This is a genomic window from Gottfriedia acidiceleris, from assembly GCF_036421055.1.
In the GTDB taxonomy this organism is placed as follows: domain Bacteria; phylum Bacillota; class Bacilli; order Bacillales; family Bacillaceae_G; genus Gottfriedia; species Gottfriedia acidiceleris_C.
The window spans coordinates 89,673-112,547 of the sequence record NZ_JAZGQS010000004.1 but is presented as its reverse complement, the minus strand read 5'-3'; the positions used below and the strand labels follow the sequence as shown (position 1 = coordinate 112,547).

At 31.1% G+C, this 22,875-nt stretch carries 27 protein-coding genes and 2 tRNA genes; 2 read left to right on the top strand and 27 right to left on the bottom strand.

Annotation, left to right across the window (positions count from 1 at the left end):
* Window positions 1-116: 116 nt before the first annotated feature.
* Genes RAH41_RS07600 through comGA form a run of 9 tightly spaced genes read right to left on the bottom strand, consistent with a single transcriptional unit; the run spans window position 117 to window position 4,836 of the window.
* Complete coding sequence (locus RAH41_RS07600) at window positions 117-326, bottom strand: YqzE family protein (protein WP_331221627.1); 210 nt, start codon at window positions 324-326, stop codon at window positions 117-119.
* A 22-nt stretch (window positions 327-348) separates the two neighbouring features.
* Window positions 349-873 (bottom strand): shikimate kinase, encoded by a 525-nt coding sequence (locus tag RAH41_RS07595; RefSeq protein ID WP_331221626.1) that lies wholly within the window; start codon window positions 871-873, stop codon window positions 349-351.
* Between the two features lie 13 nt (window positions 874-886).
* Window positions 887-1,291 carry a hypothetical protein gene (locus tag RAH41_RS07590; RefSeq protein ID WP_331221625.1) on the bottom strand — a complete coding sequence of 135 codons (405 nt, stop codon included), beginning with the start codon at window positions 1,289-1,291 and terminating at the stop codon, window positions 887-889.
* Complete coding sequence (gene comGF / locus RAH41_RS07585; RefSeq protein ID WP_331221624.1) at window positions 1,260-1,694, bottom strand: competence type IV pilus minor pilin ComGF; 435 nt, start codon at window positions 1,692-1,694, stop codon at window positions 1,260-1,262. Before comGF ends, RAH41_RS07590 begins: the two co-directional genes overlap by 32 nt.
* Entirely contained in the window at window positions 1,675-2,004 is a 330-nt protein-coding gene (locus tag RAH41_RS07580; RefSeq protein WP_331221623.1) for a hypothetical protein, read from the bottom strand. The genes comGF and RAH41_RS07580 overlap by 20 nt, the downstream gene beginning before the upstream one ends.
* Entirely contained in the window at window positions 1,991-2,464 is a 474-nt protein-coding gene (comGD, locus tag RAH41_RS07575) for a competence type IV pilus minor pilin ComGD (protein ID WP_331221622.1), read from the bottom strand. The genes RAH41_RS07580 and comGD overlap by 14 nt, the downstream gene beginning before the upstream one ends.
* Window positions 2,430-2,726: a competence type IV pilus major pilin ComGC gene (gene comGC / locus RAH41_RS07570; protein WP_331221620.1), complete on the bottom strand. Its 297-nt coding sequence runs from the start codon at window positions 2,724-2,726 to the stop codon at window positions 2,430-2,432. Before comGC ends, comGD begins: the two co-directional genes overlap by 35 nt.
* A gap of 12 nt (window positions 2,727-2,738) precedes the next feature.
* Window positions 2,739-3,782, bottom strand: a complete 1,044-nt coding sequence (gene comGB, locus RAH41_RS07565) for a competence type IV pilus assembly protein ComGB (protein ID WP_331221619.1) — start codon at window positions 3,780-3,782, stop codon at window positions 2,739-2,741.
* Window positions 3,775-4,836, bottom strand: coding sequence for a competence type IV pilus ATPase ComGA (comGA, locus tag RAH41_RS07560; protein ID WP_331221618.1), 1,062 nt, complete (start codon window positions 4,834-4,836; stop codon window positions 3,775-3,777). The genes comGB and comGA overlap by 8 nt, the downstream gene beginning before the upstream one ends.
* 349 nt (window positions 4,837-5,185) lie before the next feature.
* On the opposite strand from comGA, the gene RAH41_RS07555 reads away from it, so the two are divergent.
* Window positions 5,186-5,428 (top strand): DUF2626 domain-containing protein, encoded by a 243-nt coding sequence (locus RAH41_RS07555; RefSeq protein WP_056475051.1) that lies wholly within the window; start codon window positions 5,186-5,188, stop codon window positions 5,426-5,428.
* A gap of 29 nt (window positions 5,429-5,457) precedes the next feature.
* Here RAH41_RS07555 and RAH41_RS07550 read toward each other — a convergent pair whose 3' ends face one another.
* Window positions 5,458-6,588, bottom strand: a complete 1,131-nt coding sequence (locus tag RAH41_RS07550; protein ID WP_331221616.1) for an SAM-dependent methyltransferase — start codon at window positions 6,586-6,588, stop codon at window positions 5,458-5,460.
* Window positions 6,589-6,597: 9 nt separating this feature from the next.
* Complete coding sequence (locus tag RAH41_RS07545) at window positions 6,598-7,224, bottom strand: MBL fold metallo-hydrolase (protein WP_331221614.1); 627 nt, start codon at window positions 7,222-7,224, stop codon at window positions 6,598-6,600.
* Between the two features lie 157 nt (window positions 7,225-7,381).
* Between RAH41_RS07545 and RAH41_RS07540 the strand changes: the two genes are divergently transcribed.
* A complete protein-coding gene (locus RAH41_RS07540) occupies window positions 7,382-7,558 on the top strand; it encodes a DUF2759 domain-containing protein (RefSeq protein WP_098233292.1) in 177 nt (58 codons plus the stop codon).
* A gap of 83 nt (window positions 7,559-7,641) precedes the next feature.
* On the opposite strand, the gene RAH41_RS07535 is transcribed toward RAH41_RS07540, so the two are convergent.
* The 16 genes from RAH41_RS07535 to RAH41_RS07460 form a co-directional block, all read right to left on the bottom strand.
* Window positions 7,642-8,577 (bottom strand): M14 family metallocarboxypeptidase, encoded by a 936-nt coding sequence (locus RAH41_RS07535; RefSeq protein ID WP_331221613.1) that lies wholly within the window; start codon window positions 8,575-8,577, stop codon window positions 7,642-7,644.
* Window positions 8,578-8,930: 353 nt separating this feature from the next.
* The gene (locus RAH41_RS07530) at window positions 8,931-10,823 is read right to left on the bottom strand and encodes an LTA synthase family protein (RefSeq protein ID WP_331221611.1); all 1,893 of its coding nucleotides are present in this window, start codon (window positions 10,821-10,823) and stop codon (window positions 8,931-8,933) included.
* A 300-nt stretch (window positions 10,824-11,123) separates the two neighbouring features.
* Window positions 11,124-12,098: an ROK family glucokinase gene (locus tag RAH41_RS07525; RefSeq protein WP_098860889.1), complete on the bottom strand. Its 975-nt coding sequence runs from the start codon at window positions 12,096-12,098 to the stop codon at window positions 11,124-11,126.
* Between the two features lie 56 nt (window positions 12,099-12,154).
* Complete coding sequence (locus RAH41_RS07520; RefSeq protein WP_248268664.1) at window positions 12,155-12,358, bottom strand: YqgQ family protein; 204 nt, start codon at window positions 12,356-12,358, stop codon at window positions 12,155-12,157.
* Window positions 12,359-12,469: 111 nt separating this feature from the next.
* Window positions 12,470-13,225, bottom strand: a complete 756-nt coding sequence (locus RAH41_RS07515; RefSeq protein WP_331221609.1) for a M15 family metallopeptidase — start codon at window positions 13,223-13,225, stop codon at window positions 12,470-12,472.
* 115 nt (window positions 13,226-13,340) lie between these two features.
* Window positions 13,341-14,288 carry an L-lactate dehydrogenase gene (locus RAH41_RS07510; RefSeq protein ID WP_331221607.1) on the bottom strand — a complete coding sequence of 316 codons (948 nt, stop codon included), beginning with the start codon at window positions 14,286-14,288 and terminating at the stop codon, window positions 13,341-13,343.
* A gap of 193 nt (window positions 14,289-14,481) precedes the next feature.
* Window positions 14,482-15,048, bottom strand: coding sequence for a 5-formyltetrahydrofolate cyclo-ligase (locus tag RAH41_RS07505; protein WP_331221605.1), 567 nt, complete (start codon window positions 15,046-15,048; stop codon window positions 14,482-14,484).
* 120 nt (window positions 15,049-15,168) lie between these two features.
* A complete protein-coding gene (rpmG, locus tag RAH41_RS07500; RefSeq protein WP_056475024.1) occupies window positions 15,169-15,318 on the bottom strand; it encodes a 50S ribosomal protein L33 in 150 nt (49 codons plus the stop codon).
* A gap of 85 nt (window positions 15,319-15,403) precedes the next feature.
* Window positions 15,404-16,390 (bottom strand): NDP-sugar synthase, encoded by a 987-nt coding sequence (locus RAH41_RS07495; protein WP_331221604.1) that lies wholly within the window; start codon window positions 16,388-16,390, stop codon window positions 15,404-15,406.
* A 119-nt stretch (window positions 16,391-16,509) separates the two neighbouring features.
* Window positions 16,510-17,163 carry a phosphate signaling complex protein PhoU gene (phoU, locus tag RAH41_RS07490; RefSeq protein ID WP_331221603.1) on the bottom strand — a complete coding sequence of 218 codons (654 nt, stop codon included), beginning with the start codon at window positions 17,161-17,163 and terminating at the stop codon, window positions 16,510-16,512.
* A 23-nt stretch (window positions 17,164-17,186) separates the two neighbouring features.
* A complete protein-coding gene (gene pstB, locus RAH41_RS07485) occupies window positions 17,187-18,014 on the bottom strand; it encodes a phosphate ABC transporter ATP-binding protein PstB (RefSeq protein WP_331221602.1) in 828 nt (275 codons plus the stop codon).
* 250 nt (window positions 18,015-18,264) lie between these two features.
* Window positions 18,265-20,433, bottom strand: a complete 2,169-nt coding sequence (locus tag RAH41_RS07480) for a penicillin-binding protein 2 (RefSeq protein WP_331221601.1) — start codon at window positions 20,431-20,433, stop codon at window positions 18,265-18,267.
* 102 nt (window positions 20,434-20,535) lie between these two features.
* Window positions 20,536-21,753, bottom strand: a complete 1,218-nt coding sequence (locus RAH41_RS07475; protein ID WP_331221600.1) for an MFS transporter — start codon at window positions 21,751-21,753, stop codon at window positions 20,536-20,538.
* A 115-nt stretch (window positions 21,754-21,868) separates the two neighbouring features.
* Window positions 21,869-22,477, bottom strand: a complete 609-nt coding sequence (locus RAH41_RS07470; RefSeq protein ID WP_331221599.1) for a superoxide dismutase — start codon at window positions 22,475-22,477, stop codon at window positions 21,869-21,871.
* 207 nt (window positions 22,478-22,684) lie between these two features.
* Window positions 22,685-22,774: transfer RNA gene (locus RAH41_RS07465), tRNA-Ser, on the bottom strand.
* A 12-nt stretch (window positions 22,775-22,786) separates the two neighbouring features.
* Window positions 22,787-22,863: transfer RNA gene (locus RAH41_RS07460), tRNA-Met, on the bottom strand.
* Window positions 22,864-22,875 lie beyond the last annotated feature (12 nt).

The window sequence follows — 22,875 nt, the reverse complement described above, 5'->3', positions numbered from 1 at the left end:
TGCTTTTAAAAGGAGATTAGGTAGAGAGGGAAATCTAATAAGATGTTCCTCTTTTCTTTTCTTCCTCTTGTCAAAAAATAAAGACTGACTTCTATAATTGAAATCAGTCTTATTAACTAAATACTTTTCTTTTCTTTGTCTTTACGATTTTGAACTTTTTTCATTAATAAAGCTAGACTTAATGGTAACATTCCAAACATGTTAGTAGAAAACGGGGTCTTTAACTCTTCTTTTTCTTGTTTAATTGAATCACGTTTTTCTTTTGGTTGATCGATATAATTAATAAATTGTTCTGTCATATATTTTACATAATCATTTGTTTTCAATACAAATCACCTTACTTCCTTATCACTTATTTCTACTATCTCCTCCTTTTGAATAATTTAAACAGTCAATGATTTCCAACGCAATTTCAATTGGTGTTAAATTATTCGTTGAAATTTCATAATCTGCTTTTTTATATAGTGATTCTCTCTTTTGAAACAGTTCAGTTAGTTCTTCAATTGTTCGATTTACAGCATTTGGTCGGTTAGAATCTAAATGGATTCTTTCGAATATTATTTGAATTGGAGTTTCAAGATAAATTATTTTGCCAGTTTGTTTCATGTATTCAATGTTTTCATCACGAAGAATGATTCCACCACCTGTTGACGTGATCAGTTTTTTTGATGGTAAATTTTTTAATACTTGTGTTTCTATATCGCGAAAACCCCTTTCACCAAACTCTTTAAACAATTCTGGTATACTTTTGCCAGTTTGTGAAACAATTTCCTCGTCCAAATCAATAAATTTTGTGTTTACTCTTTTAGCTAATTCCTTCCCAACAGTCGTCTTACCACACCCCATAAATCCTACTAAATAAATTGATTCCATTTCATCCTCCAACTTAATCGATCCAATCCGATACTTGATTTGTACTTTTTTTATATTTAAATTGAACTACATATTTTTTTATTTTTGAATTACTACTAGTTAAAGTTACATGATATTCATCATATGTAACTAAATCAGTATTCAATATAATTTTTGTATTATTATAATACTTTACTGTATTTCCTTGAAGTGGTAAATTACCTGACTTTAAATCGTAAATTACTTGTGAATGTACACGGTCTAGCTTATTTTGATTTCTCGTATAAGAATAAAAGGTATTGAACGAATGAAAAATATCTATTTGTATTAGAAAAAAAATTAGTAAAATATTTATCATAAAAATTGTGTAAGGTAAATACACTCCATTTTCACCAAGTATTTTAAATTTAATTGATAAACATCCGAATAGTTTTTTCATAATTTCCACCGTTTAAATCGATTACTTTTACTCTGATTTGCCTTTCGCTTATTTTTTCAAACTTTATATCTCTTATATTCTGAAGTACGATTTCATGTCCTAAACCAAGCCTTTGTCGTCGAATAATCGACGCATATTTTCGATAGCTAATCGTAACTTGATTAAACTCTTCAAAGAGTAGAAGCTCAGAATGAACTGTAAAACTTATACTTTTGTTTGCCTCTTTTTGAACTTCTTTTATAAAATTATCTAATTCTAACTTATTTACAGATTCATAACTGTAATTTCGTTTAATAAAGCTTTTTATACTTGAAGTTGATATCGAAATAATCATTAAAAATAAAACAAGTGAAAAAAGTGTTTCTAGTAAAGTAAAGCCTTTTTCATTCTGTGAGTACTTCACATATTTCACATTCCTTTTTTCGATCTGTCCAAGTAACACAAATGGAATTAAAATTATTTCTAGCATTTATTTTTACTAAAAACTCTCTGCCATTCTTTGTATAGAAACCCTCTTTAAAATCTTCTCTGTTCATAAAATAAAGATGAATCATATCTGTTAATAAGTCGTCTGCAATATTGCTAATCGTTATCTTATCTTTTTTCTGTAAAAATAATGTCATTGAAGGAACAATCATAATACAAAAAATAATTAGTAAGTTTAAAGAAATAACTGCCTCGATAAATGTAAAGCCTTTTTCATTTACGATCATATTTAAATCGACCACTTCCTAAGTAAAATGTAACAATATATTCAGAATTTTTATATTTAATTGAAATCGTTCCAGAGCTTGATATATTACCGTCGGAGTTAAATCTTAACGGAGGTTTTAAAGTAAGGTTAGTTATATTAATTGATTTGTCAAAATTTCGTATGACTACAGGGGGATTTAATAAATTATCTTCCATTTCATATTTATTTTGATAAAAGATGATCCTAGTAGGAATTTGTTTTATTATTGCATTCCTTTGTGCAAGAAAAATATCATTTTGAAGCATTTGAATAAATAGTGTTAACTTTTGTTCATCTTCAATCTTCCTAACTTGATTGATCGGTAAAATTAATAACAGTATCATGATTGAAAGGACTAATAACATCTCAACAAATGTAAAACCAAACGGATTATCCAGCCTTTTTTTAAGGTATTGATACAGTTCCAGTTGCTTTGTCATACAATAATTCAACTTTATTATTGCATTTATATGATGTTATATAGCCCTGTTCTTTTAAGTCTGATAAACTTTCAGGTAATTGCTCATTTTCTAATCGGAATGATTCAACACTTGACTGAACCATTTTTTGAAGTGCAGAACATCCTTTCGTTTGAATCGACTGTTGCTGTTTTCCTAAATTTGGTATTACCAGTAATAAAAGAAGTGAAATGATAAATAAAACAATTAACATTTCTATTAAAGTAAATCCTTTTTCATTCAAAAATAATCCCTCCTAGATATTGTTCATCAGTTGAAACATAGGAAACAGGATGGCTATATACAGTGATAGAATACTTGAAGAGATTAGGATTAGTATAATCGGCTGAATAATCTTTATTGATCTGTGAAAATAAGCCTCAACACTCTCCTTTAAATAATCAGCATAATCAGCAAGTTCTTTACTAAGAGTACTATTGTTCATGCCATGTTCAATCACAAATATAATATCTCTATGGAATGCATGTTCATTTTTAAATGCTTCTTGCATAGAAATACCGTTTAAAATTTGATTGTAAAAAACTACTGCTTTTTCTTTTATAAATGTCCTACTATCATTATTCTGCATTGTTTTTAGTGCATCAACTATTGGAAAACCGGCATGTAATAATATACTTAACTGCATTGAAAATTCATAAGTATTCATTGTAATTAAATACTTACTAACTAACGGGATTCGAATTAATCGATCCATCCGCTCAATTGAATTTAATTTATTAATTAAAAAGAAGTATCCATAGGCTGTCAATCCAATTAGGAGAAGAGATGAAAACATGATTGAAGGTAATCTTTTTATAACTTGTAGGTAGATGAATATAAAAGAGTTCTGGTTAGTATGGAATGTTGAAAATAGCATTTCATATTGAGGAATGATTATATTTCTAAACAAAAACAAAATTAGCATTAAAATTGTAATTAAAAAAATAGGATATCCCATGATCTTTCTTATGTAAGCTCTATGTTGAATCTTCTTTGTAAGCATATAACTGCCTTCGCCAAGCGCCAAGGACAAATCACCATGCTTTTCTGCATAATACAAATAAACGAGTACATCTTGATGAAGGCAAAGCATTTTAGCAAAATCGATGAATGATCCTCCTTCAACCAAAGCAAATTTAGCTTTATAAATCCATTCTTTTAGGTCAGCTGGGAATTGAATTGTTAAGAATTCAATTGCTTGAACTAGTGGATAACCTTTTTGTAAAAGTTCTCCCAATATTTTTAGAAGTTTTGCCTGTTCAATATAAGTTAATTTTCTTTTATGAAAATATTTACCCATAAATTATACTTCTGTCCAAATGTTTGTTATCAATAAAACCTAATGCATACCCTTTAATGAGTTGATCATTTAAGGTAGATAATTGAACTTCATCTTGTAGCCCTCTAAATTCATTAATAACAGAGTTTAGAGCATTACCATATAGCAATTCATATATCCCTAATCTTCTATGATTTCGATTTACAAAACAGTTTGGTTCACATTCCCCTTCACAAAAACGGCATTTTATTGGAACTAACCTTTGAGAAACGATAGCAACCATTGCCTGAAATAATTCCTCCTTTGGAATTCCAAGCTCTAACATTCGATAGAGTGCACCTTTTGTGTTATTAGAATGAATTGTCGTTAATACTAAATGACCGGTCAATGCTGCCCGAACAGCAATTTTTGCAGTTTCTTCATCCCTAATCTCTCCTACCATTACGATATCTGGATCAGACCTAAGAATAGCTTTTAACCCAGTTGCATAGGTTAAGCCTGCTTTTTCATTTACTTGCACTTGAAAATATTCATCAGATTTCCTTTCAATCGGATCCTCTAAAGTGATAATATTTCTGGCTATGTCTTTTTTAGCTGACTGCAATAAGGAATACAGCGTTGTTGTTTTCCCGCAGCCTGTTGGCCCTGTAAACATCATAAGCCCATGTGAATGATGTAATAAAGACAAAAGTTTACGAGTTGTAGATGGGAATAAGGAAAGACTTTCTATTGGAGTGATTTTTTGTTGGGGATGAATACGAATAACCATAGACTCATCAATAATGGTTGGTAAAGTGGCCAAGCGAAGTGATAATAAAATTTCATTAATATTTACAACTAATATTCCAGTCTGTGGCCGTCTAATTTCTCCTATATCCATACTTCCTAAAAACTTCAAATGCATGATGATCCTCTTAGACTTCTCTTTATTTATCCTTTGAATAAGTTTCAATTCACCATCAACACGAAAAAAAATTTGTACATCATCCTCTTTTGGTAATAAATGAATATCCGATGCCCCAAAATAGCAAGCTTTTTTTAGAAGTTCTTCGACCATTGTTTCTACTGATACCATTTTTAGTCCTCCTTTCTATATGAGTAATTATATTTTTGTTTCCCTCACCTATCAAATCGTAATAATTAGGAAACTAAACGAAAATTTAAATTTTGATAAAAATTTATTTACAAATTAAAGTTAATTTATCGAAATAACGAACAAAAAAATCAAATAGTTAACTTAAAACAAAAAGGATGTTTCCAAATCAATGTATAGAAAATCATTAAATAAGAAAAATAATATCAGATATGGATAATTTCATTATCTCTAGAATCAATTTAGAATTGTATTAATACATTGTTTACAATTGTAACTTTCTTATTTTATAATAATGAATGGGTAGAAATTTTTTATGGGGGGATTTAGGATGGATCGAATGTTCCGCGTTCTAGGATTCTGGACAGCTATATTTACGGTAATGTTCTTTGTTGGACATATGTCAGCAGCTGCACTTATTTTCGCATGTCAAACAGCATTTTTCGTAGTATTAGGCTATCTAAAGCTTTCTGAGCGTATGTACATCTATATCTTTGGCGCATACTTAACTGTGTTCTTTATTGGATTTACATATTATAGTACTTTCTTATTAGTACCTGGCTTTAGTGAATAATAAAAAAACCAGTCATATGACTGGTTTTTTTATTTGTATTCATTTAATGAAATCAATTTATTTAATTTAGTATGTTCATTTGTTGACATACCTTTTGTTTGTAATAGCCATTGGAAGGAATCGCTTATTCCCCCAGGCATAATTAAAGATTGTACAGCTCTATTTTGTTTATATTCGCTTGAAAAAGGATTTGACTGAGCATGCGGAATAAGCCAACTTAATATACCAAAATCTAATATTGCATCTCTTTGGTTAGAAAAGTATAGATTATCGATATTATTCTGTATTCCGAACTTTTTTAATTCATCCCAGTGAATATGAGTTGTAATGTCCATATGCCCTAAATTCTCTAGTATATTTGTTTTCATTTCATGCTTGTAATAACCACGCAAACTTCCCTTAATTCGATGGGGTACATCCCACTCTTCCCTCGTAAAACCATAATCAACAGTTAAAATGATTCCTTTACTAATTTTCGATTGTAAATGGTCATAAACTTTTTCCATACCAACAGGAATTTCAACTCTTTGTCCATTTTTCCCAACAAAATTGTATCTACTTAGAAAATCATTGATTTCATTATCTTGTATTTTAACGAGATATTCTTTCAAATCATTTAAATCATCAATGATAATTACTACTTCATGCCATTCGTTTTGATTAAATTCAACTACTCGAACAGGTAAAGCATCAAACAATTCATTTGAAAATATCATTCCATTATTGATTTGCTCGATTTCTAGAATATTTGAGAAGTATTTACAATTCATATGGTTCGCCAGTAATTCTTTTTGTAAAGTACGATGATATTTGCTTGCATCAATAATATAGTAAGTTAAATTATAATAAATTTCTGGCTCTTTTTTTTCACAGTACGAAAGAAAGGATGATGCGAATCTGCCACTTCCACCACCAACTTCAACAAAAAAAGGTTCGATTAGCTTATTCTTAACAAACCGACAAAATGAAGCTGCAATTACTTCTCCATATACTGAACCTACAGAGCTTGTAGTATAGAAATCACCTTTTCGTCCAATTTTTTCATTTGCTTTTTGATAATAACCATCTTCAGGATCATAAAGCACTAGCGAAATAAATTGTTCGTATGTAATAAAGCCCTGTTTGCTATTATTTATCGCATTAATAATTATGTTTTTCATTATATTACCTTATAAAAAAGGATTATGTCTTTTCTCATCACCTATCGTTGTAGTTTCTCCATGACCACTACATACAACTACATCATCAGGTAAAGATAGAAGCTTGCCTTTTATACTTCTAATCAACTGTTCGTGATCTCCACCAGGTAAATCAGTTCGTCCAATGCTACCTTCAAATAAAGCATCACCCGAAAATACGGTCTTTATTTCTTTACAATAAAATGAAACACTTCCTGGTGAATGGCCTGGAGTTTCGAAAATTGAAAATAAGAAAGGACCAATTTCCATTTTGCCTTCTTTTTCAATCAAATGGTCTGCTTCTCTTGCAAAAATTGACTGATTTCTCATAAATAATTCAGAACCATTTTTTTGTCCATCAGTTAACCAATCTGCTTCATATTTATGAATATAAACGGGTATATTATATTCATCACGTACATCATCAACAGCCCCAATATGATCAAAATGAGCGTGGGTTAAAAGGATAGCTAGTGGCTTTAATTTATTTTCTTCAATAACATTAAATATTACTTGTGCTTCTTCGCCCGGATCAAAAATAATCGCTTCATTCATATCATTACTTAAGATATAACAATTAGTTTGTAATGGACCTAGTGGTAATTGTAAAACATTCATATTCATACCCTGCTTTCTTTTTTTATTCTATCTAATACTATATCATAATTTTGGTTTAGCACTTAATTTCAAATAGACAATTGTTCACAAAAGTTTTACAATAATAATGATGTGATAGCAAACAGGGGTTGCTTGAAGAAATTTAAGGGGGTTTACAATGGGTACAGTTATTATTTTTATACTAGTAGCTATTCTATGTGTTCCAGCTTTAATAGGATCATTAAAGAATAAGAATTTTTTAGCTGTTTTTTGGTCTGGTGCTACATTAGTTTTATTTGCTTGGTTTGCCATTATGACAATTTTACATAACGGTTATCCACCAGCGCACTTATAAAATTTATTTCATTATGAACGAACAAATTTCTACATATAGAAAACATGTTCTAAATAAAAAAGCTGACAACTTTGTCAGCTTTTTTATTTTAGAGATGATTGGATATTTTCTAAGTTAAATAATGACGCTAACAGAATAGGAAATGTCTCGGAAAAAATGGATTCAAACATAGAAAGTGGCAAAGGATTTATTCCTTTTCCTAATTCAAGTGTAAATCCTGGTTTCCGAAAATCTTGTATATACCAATCCTTATAACCTGCATGGCTATCAATTGTTTTTACTGCCTTATACGGACTAACACGTGCAAAATAATTTGCATAGACTTCCGATATGGACGGTTCCAGATTATCATACCCCCAATAAAATTCTTTACCTTGAGTATGCAAAGCCAAAATAAGATCAAACTTCCTTTCAATCGCTAAATTACTCATAGCGATTGTTTCTGGTTCAGAAAGTGGAGCATCACCTGGATAGTCTCTAGGAGAGAATGTTTTTTGTTTCTTTCTTTCTTTTTCAATCTCCCATTTTGCAGGAAATTGATTGTTAAGATCAACGCCTCTTATATTTGCTTTCCATCCAGTAAAACCATCATTTCCTTCATTAATTTTATGAACAAATTCCATATAATCACTTTGTTCAACAGCACCATTTATAACTAAATTTACCCCATCAGGATTAACCATAGGGACAATCGACAAAGTATTTTCATTAAATAAAGCTACTAATTCCTTATGAAATGGCAACTCCTCAGTTATTAAAGTGTTACATATCCAAAAAAGCATTTTCATGATGACACAAGTTGTAATCCATTCATTTGCATGAAACGAACCATTCCAATGTACCTTTCTATGGCCATTACCAATTTGAAGCTCATATATAGGCTGATATAAAACACTGTGTCCAATCGTATTTAAACGGAGAAATGGAAATTCATGTACTAATAAATTGATATCATTTGAAAGTTCGTTAAAATCGTATTTTCTTGAATGAAAGGATAAAGGCCGATTGTTTTTATGCAAATTTTTCACCTCATCAATTCTTTTCTAGTTAATTGTATGTATTTAAAATAAAGAAAAGCACTTTCGTTTAAGAAGTGCTTTATTTAACGCTTTAAAAAGTAATATTAAATTTTTAAAGTTCGTGAGTTTAGGTCTCTTGTTGGTATAGTAGAAAGGCTTAGAAATGGGGCTAAAAGACTTGCAGGACGAATGGTGTCAAGTTAGCACCAAAATCTGGCTACAATTAAAGGCAAGCACCCTGTAGTGGAAACCAACATCACTCTACTCCTTTTACGAAAATTTTGGCAATTTAATCGAAAGTTGTTTTTTAACAGCGTGAAAAAGCACTCCCAACAAGGAAGTGCTTTTCATGTTTATTCAAACTTCGTATCAGCTTTTTTATATTTAACTTCATAGAAACGAAGTAAATCTTTATAAATAATTGAGTTTGAGTACTCAAGTGATTTATTTGCTTTTGCTAAGTCTTCTTTAGGTGGTTTTTGTCCTTTTATTTCTTCACCAGTATTTGGATCATACATCTTCTCGCCAGTATAAATATATTTATCTGTAACGATTGTTCCATCACGGAAAACTACAAAGTTTTTGTGTTTTGGAGAGAAAATATCATTACCAAAGTTAATAGAAGTTTTATTTGGATCTTCACCTAATAAGTTTAAAATTGTAGGTTTAACATCAATTTGACCTGCAACTTTATGAATTGTTTCACCTTTAGTTTGTCCAGGTAAGTGGATAAAGAAAGGTACTTTTTGTAATTTAACATGTTCTGCAGGTGTAATGTCTTGTCCTAAGACTTCACTCATTGCACGGTTATGGTTTTCAGAAATACCATAGTGGTCACCATACATAACGATGATTGTATTATTATATAAACCTTTTGCTTTCATTTCTTCAATGAAATGTTTAATTGATTCATCTAAATAACGTACTGTTGTTACATAATTATCAACAGTTTGGTCTCCTGTTTTTAAACGTGGAATCATTAAATCCTCATCATTTAATTCGAATGGATAATGGTTAGTTAGTGTAATCATACGGTTATAGAACGGTTTAGGCTCTGCTACCATTTTATCTACTGATTGTTCAACGAAATATTTATCTTTTAGTCCCCATCCAATTGAAGTAGCTGCAGATACTTTATAGTCAACTTCATTATAATAACGATCGTAACCTAGACTTGGATACATCATGTCACGGTTCCAGAACGATTTATTATTTGAATGCATTACTGACGTGTAATAATTTTGATCCTTTTTAAGGATTGCTGGTGTTGCAGTAAACGTATTACCACTGTTTGTAAAGTAAACTGCACCACGATCTAATGGGAATAAACTATTATCAATTAAGAACTCAGCATCAGATGTTTTACCTTGTCCAGTTTGGTGGTAAAAATTATCAAAATAATAACTTTCTTTCGTAAATTTATTTAAGAAAGGCGTAATTTCTTGTCCATTAATTTTTCGTCCAATTACGAAATTTTGTAATGATTCTAATGAAACTACTACTACGTTTTTACCTTTATATTTACCATGTAATTGTGCATTCACACCCGTATCGTTAGCACGAATAAAGTTCTCGATTCCTGCTAATTCACTATCATCAGCCATCGCTTTTTGAGCAGATGTTTTTGATTGAATAACCATATCATAAATATGGTAATTGTATAATCCTAAAAATTTAACAATGTATTCTCTATCAAAAGAACGTGTTAATAATTGTGGGCGTTCAGTTTCTGCTAAACCAAGGTTAACTAAGAAAATAGCAACCGCTGCTAAGAAATAAGCTGTTCTAGCTTTCCCTTTAATGTTACCAGTAGTAAAGAATTTTTTACCCCAGAAATAATTAACTGCAATTAAGATAAAAATATCAGAAAAAGCTAAGATTGTTTTATAGCTGATCATTGCTTTAACACTTGAACCTAAATCCCCAAAGTTTCGTGTCATAAATAAAACTGGAATCGTTACGAAATCGTCAAAGAATGAATAATAAGCTGTATCAGCTACTAAAATAAAGGACATGATTATAGTAATCCAAATAACTGCTCTATTACGTTTCGGTCCTTTTGCAAAAAGAGCTATACCTATAAATATTAATAATGAAGATATAGGAGCAATTATTAAGATAAATTCTTGCATTGAATTTTCAATTTCTAAATCAAAATAAAATTGGCTTAGAATAGTTGCTTTAATCCATAAAAGGAATACAGCAAGTAACGGGAATCCAAAGTTTTTAATAAACTTTTTCCACATATTCTGTTCCTCCTCTTTTTTAGACTATTAATCTATTTTATCTATTATAAATCAATGTTTGGCATTTCACATATCTATTTTATTGGCATTTAAATACCAAGAATTTTTGAAATCATTCATACAATTATTAGCTACTAAATGTATGGATTTAAAAATTTTATTTGACGTTACCTTAGGTTTTTTTCTAACGTCATTCAATTTATCATAAACTAGTTCCGCCGTCAAATAACTAATTATTTTTTTCAATTCAATACAATAAACATAATAAGGTACTTCAATTAGAAGTACCTTAAATTTAAGTTAAATTTCATTAGTAATAAATTTTTTCACTAAATATGCTGCTCCAATTGCTCCTGCATCATTCCCTAACTTGGCAATTGAAAGTTTTGTCGAATCTCGTACTGTTGTGAAAGCAAACTCGTCAAAATATTTCTTTAAAGGTTTTAATAACAGTTCACCTGCATTTGATACTCCGCCACCAATAATGATATTTTCAGGATTTAGAGTATTTCCTACTCCGGCTAAAACTAACGCTAGATATCTCATTACATGATTAACGATTTCTTCTGCAACTTCATCACCATTTGAATAAGCATCAAAAACGTCCTTAGCTGTAATTGGTGAATTATTCGACATTTCTTTTAAAACCGTTTCTTTTGTCGTATTTTGCAACTTCTCGTTTGCTATTCTTGCAATTCCTGTAGCTGAAGAAATTGTTTCTAAGCATCCCGTTTTTCCACAGTTACATAATACTCCATTTTCAAGTTGCACTGTTATGTGACCAATTTCACCAGCAGATCCACTAATTCCATGTGCAACGTCACCATTTACAATTACGCCTCCGCCAACTCCTGTTCCAAGTGTAACCATTACTACATCTTTTGCTCCGTTTCCAGCACCTTTCCACATTTCGCCAACAGCTGCTATATTTGCATCATTATCAACAATGACAGGAATACCTGATTCCTTTTCTAGAATTTCTTTTAAAGGAAAATTAACCCAACCTAAATTTACTGCTGCAAAAATAAGTCCATCTTCTAATCGAACAGAACCCGGAGCTCCAATACCGATTCCAGCAATATCTTCCTTTGTTTTATCCATCTGTTTAAGCTTTTCTTCAATTGCAATTGTAATTGTTTTAGGAATATGCTTACCACTATCAGATTTATCTGTTGGTACTTCCCATTTATCGATGAATTCCCCGTTATTTGTTAATAATGCCAACTTAATGCTTGTACCACCTAAATCTACACCTACAATCATTTTAGCCATAATGCCTTCTCCCTTCACTGTGAAATCGTTTGCAATAGATTTTAAAAAAAACGATTTCTTCAAACCGTTTTATTTTTTATTTCATCCATCTCTTTTTTTAATATCATGGTAGCAATTTGTAAATCTTTACTTTCAAGTATATTCGCTAAAAATAATTCTTTTAGCTCATCTTGCATTAACATCAAGTCAGCTAATCGATCACCTGTATATATAATGGTGCCATAGCTCTTTAGAAATTGTTGAATATCATATACGGATTTCATACTTAACTCCTATTATTTTATCTATCTAAACATGTAATAAGTATAAGTTGGAAACGATTACTCGTCAATGTGAAATACCATACAAACCATTTATTTTGTAGGCATTTATTATTATTTTTTAGGCTTCATTACTTCTTCTAAAGCTAAATCATTTTTATATAAATATGTAGCGTACTTTGTTCCGATATATCTTATATGCCATGGTTCATAATTGTATTCAGTAATATTTACTTTGTCCTCCGGATAACGAATGATAAATCCAAATTCGTGTGCATGTTCCGCAAGCCAAGTTCCTTCTTTCGTTTCTCCAAATCCTTGTTCAAGCTTGTTACCGAAGTTTGGAGATGATACATCTATTGATAAGCCAGTTTGGTGTTCGCTTGTACCAGGAACAGCGCTAAAAGATTGAGTCCAATCTTCACCATGAATCTGTACATAATAATTATACAAACTTTTTTGTCGATTAAAAGAACGATATGCGGAAACTGGAGTAAGCTTTATGCCATTTGCTTCTGCTCTTTCAAATAATTTTTCTAAAGCATGAGCTGCCTCTTTTCTCATTAATGTCTTATCTTTGTTTACACCATGCAAGGGAACAATTGGATAAACAAGATCTGGCGGTTCATACCCATCTGGTAGCTTTCTTTCTTTATTAACTAATACTAAATTAGATGTAGGATTCGTAACAGCTAATAATCCATTCTCCGCCTCGATTGCTGTATCATCGTAATTAGGAAATTTCACTGAAGTCTCTATATGCTTTTTTAGATGTTTATTAAAAAATTCTTGGTTTCCATAATATAGAGCTAGTCCAATTATAAAGATTACTATTAATAACCATGCGTACTTATTATTTATTTTTTTCAAAATTACCTCCATAATTTTTTTGTTACTTTTACAATATAAAAAGTTGGCATATTTTTCAAATAATAATCTATACACTAAGACCTCTTTCAAATAGAAAGAGGTCTTAGTTGTGTAATTATAAAATTGGTTCCATCGTTTTTCTTAATGTGTCTACCGAGTTTTTAAACTGACGTTGTTCTAATTCATTTAAATCTAGTTCAACAATTTCTCGAATTCCACTTCGATTTATTACTGCTGGAACGCCTATATATATATCATGTTCTCCATATTGTCCATCTAAATAAGCAGAAACAGTTATGATACTATTTTCATTTTTTAGAATCGCTTTTGTTAATCTAACTAAGCCCATTCCAATTCCATAGTATGTTGCACCTTTTTTCTTTATAATGTGATATGCGGCATCACGTGTATTTAAAAAGATTTCATCAAGATCTTTTTGACTATATTTTGGATTTTTCTTTAATACATGCTGTACTGGTGAAGTACCGACATTTGTTTTAGACCAAACTGGTAGTTCACTATCACCATGTTCACCGATTATATACCCATGGATATTTCTTGCGTCCACATTAAAATAATCCCCAAGCATATATCTAAAACGTGCAGTATCTAAACTTGTTCCAGATCCGATTACTCTTTCTTTTGGTAATCCTGAAAATTTCCAAGTTGCGTATGTTAAAATATCTACTGGATTTGTAGCAATTAAAAAGATACCGTCAAATCCTGAAGCCATAATTTCTCCAATAATCCCTTTAAAAATAGCACAATTTTTTGCGACTAAATCTAAACGAGTTTCTCCAGGCTTTTGAGCTGCACCAGCTGTAATGACGACTAAACTCGCATCTTTACAATCACTGTAATCTCCAGCCCAAATCTTTGTTCTAGAACTTACAAAAGGTAGACAATGACTTAAGTCCATTGCGTCCCCTTCCGCTTTATCTTTATTTAAATCAATCATAACTAATTCTTCGGCAACACCTTTATTTAACATACCAAAAGCATAACTTGCTCCAACTGCGCCTGTTCCGATAAGTGCGACACGATTTACTTCTTTGTGTAACATAATATCCACCTCATTTTGTGTTATAAAAGTGTAAGTAACTGGGACTTCTATATTATATATGTATTTAAACTCAAAGTTTGTGAAACTTTTTACAAAATTGTTACAATATTAGTTGTGTATAAATTTGATTTTTAAGCTATAAGACTATTTCCAGTCTTACCTATTTTCAAACAAATCGTATCACATTATGCACTTACTTTACCGATTTTATTATTCTTGATTCTGTTAAAACCAACGGCATCTTAATATCATGTTTTTCTGTTGGTATTTCTTCAATGATTTGAATTTCATAAGCTAAAGCTAATAGTTGTTTATTATAATCTTCTAGGTAGCGATCATAATAACCACCACCATATCCTAGTCGTTCACCATTTTTTGTATATGCTACTCCAGGTACAATAATTAAATCAATAAGTTCTTTTCTTATTTCCTCGCATTTTTCTTCTATCGGCTCTTGTATTCCAAAATAACCTTCCTTTAAATCATCAAATGAATTGATTTTGTAAAAATGCATTTTTCTTGTCTCATGGTTGCATTTAGGGACAACAACTGATTTATTCATTTTCCAACAAGCAGTTATTAAATACTTAGTATTTATTTCATGCTCCATTGGCATTGTTGTTGCTATTATATTTGCACTCATCATTTGTTCAGTACCTAATAATTTTTCTATAATTTGTTTTGACTTTTCTTCTCTTTCCGATACTGAAATATTTTTCAAGTTTTTCATCATAGAATTTCTAATTTCTTTTTTTTCCATAATAATGGCCTCCATAGTCAGGATCGAGTTTTCTATAGTAAAAAGTTTTATTGATCTGTATTCTAATTAAAATTATAAAGTATTTGAATATAAAAAAAACAGTAGGAAAATTCCTACTGTTTACTTTGTTTCGCGATGAACTGTAACTTTTTTAAGTCTTGGGCAATATTTTTTAAGCTCAAGACGGTCTGGGTTATTACGTTTATTTTTAGTAGTGATGTAGTTACGATCTCCGCATTCTGTACATGCTAATGTAATATTTACGCGCATTTTATTTTCCCTCCTGACATAGTGACATAATCAGACTTGTATATAATAACATTCTTTCGCGATAATTTCCATACTTTTTATTGATTCAATGGATTTCTTTTGATATTTTTTTTATTGAATTATGTACAAACTTATTTTCATAATTCAGTGTATATTTTTGAAAGACAGCTTGATGATGTAATACACTGCCTTGATCAATTCGAATATTAGAACTAATCGACACATATGGGCCAATTACACAGTTTTCTTCAATCGTAACATCATTCCCAATAATAACAGGTGAAACAATCTTAACATTATTTTTTATCGTTACATGTTCACCTAAAAAGATTCTCGGTAATATTTGAACAGCAGGAATAGGTAAGTTTAATTTCTCTTCAATCCAATCTACGTTTAACTTTGCAAATCTTCTAGGTGTCCCATAATCAATCCAATAACCTTTTAAATGAAAAGCTTGTAAACAGATATTATTTTTTAACATTAAAGGAATCAAATCATTACTAATGTCAAAATAACGATTTTCTGGAATTTGAAATAATAATTCAGGATTCATTATATAAATTCCAGTATTAACTAACTTACTAATTTCACTACCTTCATTCGGCTTTTCAATAAAGTCGATTATTTGTCCATTTTTTACTTTTACATTTCCGTATGATCCACAGTTTTCAACTTGTTTTACAAACATAGAAAATTTACTTTTATTTTCTAAATGAGTTTTTAATGCATCTCTAATATCACCGTCAAATAAAATATCACCATTCACTAATAGAAAGGGCTCATGAAGAAAATGCTTAGATAGTCTTAAACAACCAGCAGACCCTAAACTTTTTTCTTCTATAATATAATCAATTGAAACATTTTTTAATTTCATTGCATTGATCGTCTCGATTATTGCTTGGGACATATAATGAAGCTGAATGATAAATTCGTTAAACCCAAGTCTTGTTAAATGTAATATTAAATGCTCAATTGCCGCTCTATTTGCGATTGGTAATAGTGGCTTAGGAATGTTGTTAGTAATTGGTAAAAGCCTTTGACCGTATCCTCCAGCTAAAATAACAACCTTCATTTATTACCACCTCAATATCTTTTACTAGTTAAAGAAGTATGCTTAATATTACATAAATATGACAAAAGGGCATTCAGGTAAAATTTGTCTGAACACCCTTTTATCATATTTGACTGTTTTTATTGATTTAATAAATAATATTTCCCTTTAACTAGGTAATAAATATTCTCAGCAATATTTGTTGCATAATCTGCAATTCTTTCAAGATATCTACAAATAAATGCCATTTGCATGATATTAGATACATGCTCAGGAGAATCTGCAATGCTTGACATTAGCGTTCTAACAGTTGTTCCATATAATTCATCAACTATATCGTCAATTTCACCAATCTCTTTGGCAGCTTGTAAATCTTCTGTTCGGTATGCTTCTGAAGCTTTTGTTAACATATCTAAGCCAAGTTCATGCATCTTTTCTATATTTTCTAATGGTAAGTTTTCTTGACGACTACGGATACGAATTGTCGATTTTGCAATATTTACTGCGTAATCTGCAACTCGTTCAAGATCATGAGCAATCTTAATAGCAGTTAAATTTCTTCTTAAGTCGACAGCAACTGGTTGTTGTCTTGTAATAATCACTAAAATTAATTCATTTATTTCTTTTTCTAATTTATTAATGCGGTCATCTTCGTCTATTACTTCTAAAGCTAGTTCAATATTTTCAGTACGAAATGCATCCATACTTTTAATGACTGCTTTTTTTGTTTTCTCAGCCAATTCGATAATCATTTCTTGTAATGATCTTAAGTCTGCTTCAAATTGATTTCTCATCTCTTTTCACCTGTTCCCTTCTATTATCCGAATCGTCCAGTAATGTAGTCTTCAGTACGTTTATCTTTAGGTGTTGAGAACAGTTTATTAGTATCTGAGAACTCAACTACTTCACCGCTTAAAAAGAAAGCAGTTTTATCAGAAACACGAGCTGCTTGTTGCATATTATGTGTAACAATAATAATACTAAAATCTTTCTTTAAATCGTGAATTAACTCTTCAACTTTCAAAGTGGAAATAGGATCTAGCGCTGACGTTGGCTCATCCATCAAAATAACATCTGGCTCGATAGCTAAACAGCGTGCGATACATAAACGTTGTTGTTGCCCTCCTGAAAGACCAAATGCATTTTCATGCAAACGATCTTTCACCTCATCCCAAATTGCTGCGCCTTTTAAACTTTTTTCAACAATCTGATTTAATGTAGCTTTATCTTTAATACCATGTATTTTCGGTCCATATGCAACGTTTTCCCAAATTGATTTAGGGAATACATTTGGTTTTTGGAATACCATTCCTACGTGTGTTCTTAATTCTTCAACAGGATAGTTTTTATCGAAAATATCTTGTTCGCGGTAAAGGATCTTCCCTTCTGTTCGAACTGAAGGAACTAACTCAACCATCCGATTTAACGTTTTTAAATAAGTTGATTTACCACATCCACTAGGTCCAATAATCGCAGTAACTTCATTCTCATAAATACTTAAATTTATATTTTTTAATGCTTTATCTTGTCCATACCATAAATTTAAATCTTGTGTATCATATACAATTGATTTTTTCACGTTTGTATTTGTCTCTTCAAAATCATCATTTTTAATAATGTTCTCTCTATTTAATGTCATTGTCATAACTTTCGATCCCCTCTCATCCTAAAGGAAGCATTCTATTTTTGATATATAAAATATTAACTAAAAAATAGATAAAATTTATATACTCGTTATAATTCAGTATTAGATTACATGAATAATCATATTCTCAAACTATTAAACCTGTTTTAACCGAATGTAAAGATTATGTAAATAAATTCAGAAGGTAAAGGAAGGCTATAGAAAAGGAGTTTTTCAAATAAAAAAGAGAAGGGTTTAATCCCTTCTCTTCTTATTGATTTTTATTTTGAGTGTCTTCATTCACTTGACTACTTTGATTGTCTTGGTTATCTAAAATATCTTTTGGTTCGTCATTATAAATTGATTGTCGTTCTTTCTTCAATTTAAAGTATTCATCCATAATATCTCGGCCAATGTATTTATTTACTGGCGCTTGGTCAGTTTGTAACCAAGGAACGACTACTACAAAGGCAACTTCAGGATTATCATATGGAGCATAACCCATTAAAGTTTCATTATAAGTTTTTTGTGGCCCATTGTATTTTTTACGATCAGGACCGTCATAGACAGATTGGGCTGTTCCTGTTTTACCGGCGATTTTATAATCTACCCCTATAAAGTATTTGTGAGCAGTACCACCAGTCTCATTATATACTTTGATCAAACCTTGTTTAACATGATCGATGTATGATTGTTTCATATCGATTCGATTTAATACTTTAGGTTTTACTTCTGTTCTAATAACACCGGTATCGTCACCAATAGAAGGCTGTCTAATTTCTTTTGCAACATGCGGTTGAATTCTATAACCGCCATTAGCGATTGTAGATACATATTGAGCTAATTGAAGTGGCGTATAAGTATCATATTGCCCAATCGCCATATCTAGAAGGAAACCTGGGCTTTTGTCTACACCTTTAAATCCAATTGCTTCATTTGGTAAATCAATTCCCGTTTTAACACCAAGTCCGAATTGACTGAAACTATTTCGGAATGTATCAAATGCTTTTACGTCAATATCTAAAGGCCTGTTCTCTACGTAATGTGCATGTCCAATAGCCATAGCTGTGCGGAACATATAAACGTTTGATGAATACTTTAGTGCATCTAAATCATTAATCCATCCGAAGTTTTTATATGAAGCTTTTACTGGTGTTCCCGCAATTTTAATTGGTGTATCAAATTGCCTTTGACCTGGAGTAATTGCTCCTGTTTGATAACCAGTTAAAAGGGTTGCACCTTTTACTGTTGAACCCATCTCATAAGATGAAGTAAGATTTCCTGTTGCATAGTCGACAACTTTATTTTTGCCTGTCTTTTTGTCTTTAACAATTTGCTTACCTGACATAGCTAAAATTTCACCCGTTTTCGGGTTAATCATCGTAACAAATGCACGGTCCAAATATCGACCATTTGACGTTGCTTTAGCTTTTATAAGCTCTCTTTTTACTATTTCATCAACTTTACCTTGAAGTTCCATGTCAATTGATAATACTAAATCACTTCCGGGTTCCCCTTCTGTAATCACTTTCGTATCAACAACATTTCCATTTGAATCAATAACATTTTGTGCCTTACCTTTTGTACCACGTAAAACATCTTCATATTGCTTTTCAATATAACTTTTTCCTACACGGTCATTACGGTCATAACCACGTGCTAAATAATAATCGACATTTTGAGCAGGTAGTCCTTCTTTTTCGGAAGTAATATTACCTAAAATTGTTCGGAACGTATCACCATAAACGTATTTTCTTTCCCAATTTGTCGTTACATCTACACCTGGAAGCTGATCCAAATGTTCACTCACTGTTGCATATTCTTTTTCAGTAACTCCCTCACTTTTAATTGTTTGTGGAGTTAGTGCATAACCAGCACTCATTTGCTTGTAAATTGCAAGGATCTGTAAGTCATTTGCACTAAGTGAATTGATTTCATCTGCAGTAATTTTATCAAGCTGTAAATTATAGTAAGCTTTATTGTAAGCAGCGTCATCATCTTTATTTTGAGCTTTAAGTGTTTTATTCTCTTCTTTTGATACTAATTTTTTTGCATCCTTAGGATTAGTTAATAACCAATAATCTTTTTTATCTCGTTCAGTTATTTTATTAGTAGGCATCTTTAGATAACTTTTTAACTTTGTAGCCATTGTTAATAATTCACCTGAAGTTGTCCCTTTTTTTCTTGTATACGTAATTGTACGTAAAGGCGTATTATCTACGACAACCTTTCCGTTACGATCTAAAATTTTCCCCCTTGGTACAGCTTGATCGACGGTCATATTTTCAGTACGCTCTAATTCTAATTTATAGTCTTCACCTTTAACAATTTGTACGACACCTAATCTTAGAATTAAAAAAGAAAATAAGACAAACACAAGAAAAAATAGTGTATTCAGTCGTGTTGGTAATGTAATTTTATATTTCTTAGGCTTATTCATTTTTTCTCCTCTTTTTTCTACAATTCCTAATTCTACATATTAATATTTTAATGATTTGGAAATGGAATCAAAGCTAAGTTTTTGACAATTTCGTGACAATACTTAAGCATGCTTATATTCTAATTTCCTCATTACGAAATAGACCAAGAAGTGTCCTGTTCCAAATAAACACATTAATAATGGAATAAATTTTTCTGGTTGGAATAAAAACGTACATACAATGAAAACTGCAATGGAAAACATTCTACCGCTATTTAAATACACTTCACGTATTACGATATATTCCACCCTATATTCCCTGGCCTTATACGATTTTCCTATTATATCATATGTTAAAGACAAGTAAGGTACTAAAATGATTGGATATGCCAAAGAAATTATTGCACCGTAAATAATTAATAAAGGAAACGAAACTTTAAAAGCGATTACAAAAACAGCGCAAAATAGTAAAAAACCACCAATAAATATAGCTTTCATTCTAAAATTTTCTTTTATTATTCTTGTAACAACATAATAGGTAATAAAGCTAATTAGCGATGTAATTAATCCGTATTTCCCTAACGCAAATTCACTTCCTGTAGATAAGAAAATATAAATTGAAATAACAAACATAAAAATCCCTTCACGAATACCCTGAAAGAAATTAGCATATGTTACTCTCCGCCAATTTTTATTTAATTTTCTTTCTTGAATGACGCGCTTAATATTGAACTCACTATCAAGTTCCCGTCTAATTAAGAAACAACTTAAGACCACTGCACATATAAATAAAATAACTGCAGCAAGAAACACAAAATGATAACCTTTATTTCCGATCATTGAAGAAATAATCGCTCCGGCTATAAATGGCCCAAGCATTCCCGTGAACGAATTAATTAGCCCTAAAAAACCATTAAAAAATTGTCTGGTTTCAGGTTCAGTAACTTCAAACGTTAATAAGTTAAACGCTAAATAGTAACAGCCATTCCCTAACCCTAAAATCGCTCCAATCAAAATTGTTGCTAATAATGTCTTCGTTTCGAATAGTAAAACGACTATGTAGAATATTGCCAAAAAAGAAATACCCGCTCTTAAAATGACAACTCGATCAATTGTTTTAGCTAATCTTCCTGCTATTACGAATGTAAGAGCTTGAAAAAATGCAATCGAAAATTGGTACGAAGCAATGGGTAAATAATTATTTGATTGCTTCCACAAATAAACATTTACAAATGTACTAGATAGAGCTGTAGCTAAAGTAAACAATCCACCGACACTTAGTAAAAGAATTAAATCTTTATTTAAATCTACGTCACCTAATAAAAATTTCCACTTACTCATAATAAACTCTCCTTTGTCTCATGAACTAGTTTTCCGAGTAAATGAAAATTTATCCTTTTTTAAAAACAAAAAAAACACTACTTAAATAAATTAAGTAGTGTTCATTTTTTATAAATTATTTAGCAGCTTGGTATAATTCTTCTACTTTTTCCCAGTTTACTACATTCCAGAATGCACCAACATAGTCTGGGCGTTTGTTTTGGTAGTTTAAGTAGTAAGCATGTTCCCATACATCTAAACCTAAGATAGGAGTTTTACCTTCCATTAAAGGTGAATCTTGGTTAGCTGTGCTAGTTACTTCTAACTCACCATTGCTTACTACTAACCAAGCCCAACCAGAACCGAAACGAGTTAATGCAGCTTGAGTGAAAGCAGCTTTAAGCTCATCTAAGCTACCGAATTTAGCGTTAATTGCTTCAGCAACTTCACCAACTGGAGTGCCTGTGCCTTCTGGAGTTAATAAAGTCCAGAATAAGCTATGGTTAGCATGTCCACCACCATTGTTACGTACAGCAGTACGGATACCTTCTGGAAGTGCATCTAAGTTTGAAATTAATTCTTCGATTGAAGAAGCAGCTACTTCTTTACCTTCTAAAGCAGCGTTTAAGTTTGTTACATATGTATTATGGTGACGAGTGTGGTGAATATTCATTGTTTCTTTATCAAAGTGTGGCTCTAATGCATCATAAGCATAAGGTAATTGTGGTAATTCAAATTTTGACATTTTTTATTTCCTCCCAAAGATAATAGTGAATTTCAATTTAAAGTTATCAAATATACTGAAAGATTTCAATAGTAATGCTCATAAAAGGGAAAGAAAGTAAAAAAGTTTAATTTTTGGAAGAAAATTATTTAAGCAAGTGGATCAAAGAAGAATTAAAAAAACGAAAAAAGTCTTCAACATGATAGTTGAAGACTTTTTCACTAATTAAGGAGTAAGAGGGATTCGAACCCCCGCGGGCTGTTACACCCCTGTCGGTTTTCAAGACCGATCCCTTCAGCCGGACTTGGGTATTACTCCATAATAAAATATTGGTAGCGGCGGAGGGAGTCGAACCCACGACCTCACGGGTATGAACCGTACGCTCTAGCCAGCTGAGCTACACCGCCAAACTATATAAA

Excerpts from the sequence above, each read along its gene's own strand:
- RAH41_RS07595 (WP_331221626.1), bottom strand. The coding sequence starts at position 873 with ATGGAATCAATTTATTTAGTAGGATTTATGGGGTGTGGTAAGACGACT.
- RAH41_RS07590 (WP_331221625.1), bottom strand. The coding sequence starts at position 1,291 with ATGAAAAAACTATTCGGATGTTTATCAATTAAATTTAAAATACTTGGT.
- RAH41_RS07580 (WP_331221623.1), bottom strand. The coding sequence starts at position 2,004 with ATGATCGTAAATGAAAAAGGCTTTACATTTATCGAGGCAGTTATTTCT.
- comGD (WP_331221622.1), bottom strand. The coding sequence starts at position 2,464 with ATGACAAAGCAACTGGAACTGTATCAATACCTTAAAAAAAGGCTGGAT.
- comGB (WP_331221619.1), bottom strand. The coding sequence starts at position 3,782 with ATGGGTAAATATTTTCATAAAAGAAAATTAACTTATATTGAACAGGCA.
- comGA (WP_331221618.1), bottom strand. The coding sequence starts at position 4,836 with ATGGTATCAGTAGAAACAATGGTCGAAGAACTTCTAAAAAAAGCTTGC.
- RAH41_RS07555 (WP_056475051.1), top strand. The coding sequence starts at position 5,186 with ATGGATCGAATGTTCCGCGTTCTAGGATTCTGGACAGCTATATTTACG.
- RAH41_RS07550 (WP_331221616.1), bottom strand. The coding sequence starts at position 6,588 with ATGAAAAACATAATTATTAATGCGATAAATAATAGCAAACAGGGCTTT.
- RAH41_RS07545 (WP_331221614.1), bottom strand. The coding sequence starts at position 7,224 with ATGAATGTTTTACAATTACCACTAGGTCCATTACAAACTAATTGTTAT.
- RAH41_RS07540 (WP_098233292.1), top strand. The coding sequence starts at position 7,382 with ATGGGTACAGTTATTATTTTTATACTAGTAGCTATTCTATGTGTTCCA.
- RAH41_RS07530 (WP_331221611.1), bottom strand. The coding sequence starts at position 10,823 with ATGTGGAAAAAGTTTATTAAAAACTTTGGATTCCCGTTACTTGCTGTA.
- RAH41_RS07520 (WP_248268664.1), bottom strand. The coding sequence starts at position 12,358 with ATGAAATCCGTATATGATATTCAACAATTTCTAAAGAGCTATGGCACC.
- RAH41_RS07510 (WP_331221607.1), bottom strand. The coding sequence starts at position 14,288 with ATGTTACACAAAGAAGTAAATCGTGTCGCACTTATCGGAACAGGCGCA.
- RAH41_RS07505 (WP_331221605.1), bottom strand. The coding sequence starts at position 15,048 with ATGGAAAAAAAAGAAATTAGAAATTCTATGATGAAAAACTTGAAAAAT.
- rpmG (WP_056475024.1), bottom strand. The coding sequence starts at position 15,318 with ATGCGCGTAAATATTACATTAGCATGTACAGAATGCGGAGATCGTAAC.
- RAH41_RS07495 (WP_331221604.1), bottom strand. The coding sequence starts at position 16,390 with ATGAAGGTTGTTATTTTAGCTGGAGGATACGGTCAAAGGCTTTTACCA.
- phoU (WP_331221603.1), bottom strand. The coding sequence starts at position 17,163 with ATGAGAAATCAATTTGAAGCAGACTTAAGATCATTACAAGAAATGATT.
- pstB (WP_331221602.1), bottom strand. The coding sequence starts at position 18,014 with ATGACAATGACATTAAATAGAGAGAACATTATTAAAAATGATGATTTT.
- RAH41_RS07480 (WP_331221601.1), bottom strand. The coding sequence starts at position 20,433 with ATGAATAAGCCTAAGAAATATAAAATTACATTACCAACACGACTGAAT.
- RAH41_RS07475 (WP_331221600.1), bottom strand. The coding sequence starts at position 21,753 with ATGAGTAAGTGGAAATTTTTATTAGGTGACGTAGATTTAAATAAAGAT.
- RAH41_RS07470 (WP_331221599.1), bottom strand. The coding sequence starts at position 22,477 with ATGTCAAAATTTGAATTACCACAATTACCTTATGCTTATGATGCATTA.